The sequence below is a fragment of the Mesorhizobium sp. M5C.F.Ca.IN.020.32.2.1 genome (assembly GCF_004023105.1).
GTDB classification, from domain to species: Bacteria; Pseudomonadota; Alphaproteobacteria; order Rhizobiales; family Rhizobiaceae; genus Mesorhizobium; species Mesorhizobium wenxiniae.
In genome coordinates this window covers 1-3,144 of record NZ_RZSX01000754.1, presented here as the reverse complement: position 1 = coordinate 3,144, position 3,144 = coordinate 1, and the positions used below count along the sequence as shown (strand labels likewise).

At 68.4% G+C, this 3,144-nt stretch carries 2 protein-coding genes; both read left to right on the top strand.

Annotation, left to right across the window (positions count from 1 at the left end; genetic code table 11):
* The coding region (locus tag EOA86_RS28290) for a PD-(D/E)XK nuclease family protein (RefSeq protein ID WP_164892052.1) at positions 1-1,131 on the top strand (1,131 nt) is incomplete at its 5' end.
* The coding region (locus EOA86_RS28285) for a UvrD-helicase domain-containing protein (RefSeq protein WP_164892051.1) at positions 1,128-3,144 on the top strand (2,017 nt) is incomplete at its 3' end. The genes EOA86_RS28290 and EOA86_RS28285, both read left to right, overlap by 4 nt.

The window sequence follows — 3,144 nt, the reverse complement described above, 5'->3', positions numbered from 1 at the left end:
GCGTTGAAACGCGCGCGCATCCCGAGCCATGCCTTTAGCGAAGCCGATCGGCTGCTCGCGCGGCCCGAAGAGGCGGCGACCTCGCCGGTGCTGCGAGCGGCTGACGCCTGCTGGCGCAATCGTCGAAAGCCTGCGGTCACCGCTCATGACGGCCGCGTGCGCGAGGATCATCCCGTCATCGCGCGCGCTGTCGCGCAGGTGCAGTCCGCAACATCGCTCCGCCTTATGCTGCGTGACCCGCTCGCCTTCATCTGGCGCTACGCCTTGGGCTGGCACTCGTTGGTGGAAGACGAGCAGCCCTTGTCGCTCGACGCGCGCGCCTTCGGCGAGCTCGTCCACGAGATGCTGAAACGCACGGTCGACGCGCTCGAACCCGATCCGGGCTATGTGCGAGCCGCTCGCCATGAGATCGAGAACGCCCTCGATGCGGCATCTGCCGTCATCGCGGCGCAGTGGCCAGTCGAGCGTTCGACCCCGCCCGTCCTCTTGTGGCGGCATACGCTCGCGGCCGCTCGCGATCTCGCGCTCAAGGCGTTGACGCTGGACGAGGCATTTCAGCCGGTCACGCGCAGCTGGACCGAACTGGCGTTCGGCCGCGAGGACGATGGGACGAACGCCGCCGCCGATCTGCTGTGGCCGCCGACAGCGCAGGTGATCATTCCCGACTCCGGGTTGCGCATTCGCGGCAGCATCGATCGGGTGGATTTCAACAGCGCGCACAACGGCGTTCGCGTCTCCGACTACAAGACCGGCGCCGAACCCGCGAAGGCGAGCGAGATCGTTCTCGGGCGCGGCGCTGAGCTGCAGCGCGTGCTTTACGCCCTGGCCGCGCGCCAGCTTGTGGCGGACAATCCGCGGGTCATTGCGCGCCTGGTCTTCCTCGGGACCGATCGGCCCAAGCAGTACAATCTTCCTGATGTCGATCAGGCGATCGCCGACGTCGCCGCGCATGTCAGCGCGGCCGTCGATCTCTTGCGCCGCGGCATCGCCTTGCCCGGTCCCGACGCACGCGAGGACTGGAACGATTTCGCGTTGGCGCTGCCGGCGGCGCCGGCGGTTTATTTCCAGAGCAAACAAGCAGCGTTAGGCCGCGCCTTCGGCGACTTCGCCCGGATCTGGAGTGTGCGATGACGAAGCTTGCCGACGAATCCGCGCGTCTGCGGGCGCTCACAGAACTCCATCTGACACTGCTGGTGGAGGCGGCGGCGGGCACCGGCAAGACCGCGCTCATGGCCGGGCGCCTGACGATGCTGTTGATGAGCGGCGCCGAACCGCGCTCGATCGCCGCCATTACCTTCACGGAGCTTGCAGCGAGCGCGCTCGGCGCGCGCGTCCACCGCTATGTCGATGATCTGCTTGCGGGACGTGTTCCGAAACCGCTGCGGGAGGCTCTGCCCGACGGGCCGACGGCCGCGCAGCGGCGCGTCCTTTCCAAGGCCGCGGACAAGCTCGATGAGCTGACCGCCACGACCATCCACGCGTTTTGCCAGACCATCATCTGCAGCTATGCGGTCGAGGCCGATATCGATCCTGGCGCGCGCATCCTCGATGTGACGCAGGCCGAAGCCGCGTTCGAGGCCGTTTTCGAGCAATGGTTCAGACGGCGGCTGAACGGACCGGCGCGGGCCGACGATCCGATCGCCGCCCTGTCGCAGTACGATCCGCATCACGTGGCCGCCACCTTGCGAAACCTTGCGCGGTTTCGCTTGGAGCATCGCGGTGCGCGGGCGCCCGTGGCGGATCTCACCGGCCGGCCGGACATCGATCTCGTCGGGGCCGTCGCTGATTTTCGCCGGTGGCTTTCGGCGCAGCCTGTCGAGCCCAAGACGCTCGACCTGGTCGGACAGCTCGAGACGCTGGCCGATCACTTCGCCGGCAGCTTCGCGACGGCGCCTGTCTTCGACACGCTCTGGCGGCTCGCTCATCCGGCGCGCCTGCCTTGCATGCGGCGCTACACGTTCGATCTGCTGACCCCAAGGACAAAGACGGCATGGGACAAGGCCGCCGGCAAGGATCGCGGCGCCCAGCTCAACGCGGAGGCCGGCCGCCACTTTGCGCGGGTGGATCACTGCTACCGCGTCATCCTCGGCCGTGTCGCGAGCGCGCTGGTCGCCAAATTGTCCGATGAGCTCGATGAGGTGCTCGCCGACTACGCCGCCTTCAAACGCGTAGCCGCCGTTCTCGACTTCGACGATCTCCTGGAGCGGGGGCGCGCGCTCGTGCGCGGGCACGATGCGGTCCGTCGCGCGCTGGGGCAGCGCTATCGCCACATCTTCGTCGACGAGTTCCAGGATACCGACCCGATCCAGGCGGAGATCCTGTTCCGCATCGCCGCTGACGACAGCCCGCCGCGGTGGCAGGACAGCCGCCTGCGCGCTGGTGCTCTCTTCATGGTCGGCGATCCCAAGCAGGCGATCTACCGCTTCCGGGGCGCCGACGTCGGCTCGTACGCGGAGGCGCGGGGCGCGATCGCCCGGCGCTGGCCGAACAACATCGTCCAGATCACGGCGAACTTCCGCTCACGGCCGGGAATCCTGAGCCACATCAACCGCTGTTTCGCTACGCCGCTCTCGGCCCAAAATCAGCCGGGCTACGTGGAGCTCGCGCCAACGCTCGATCCGCCCGATCACGATCTGCCGTGCGCCGCCAAGATCACGATCGATCTGCCGCCGGATTCGCGGGCGGCGCAGATCCGCGACGCCGAAGCCGAAGCCGTCGCCGATCTCTGTGCGCGGCTGATCGGCAACGTGACGATCCGCGACGAAGATGGCGCGCTTGCGCCGCTCACGCCGGGCGGCATCGCGCTGCTCGCCCCGACGGGCTCGGAGCTGTGGCGTTACGAGCGCGCGTTCGAAGCCCGCGGGCTCCCGATCGCTTCCCAGGCCGGGAAAGGCCTGTTCCGCCGCCAGGAGGTGCAGGACCTGGTCGCGCTCGTACGCGTGCTGGCCGACGTCGGCGACATCTTGGCGTTCGGCGCCCTGATGCGCGGTCCGCTCGTAGGGCTCAGCGAAGAGGAGTTGCTCGACATCACCGCGGGATTGCCGCCGCTTGCAGATCGGCCCGACGCCATCCCCCGGTTCTCGCTCGCGACGGATCCCGATCACGTCGCTCATCCCGTCGCGCGGCGGGTCCTCACGATTCTAC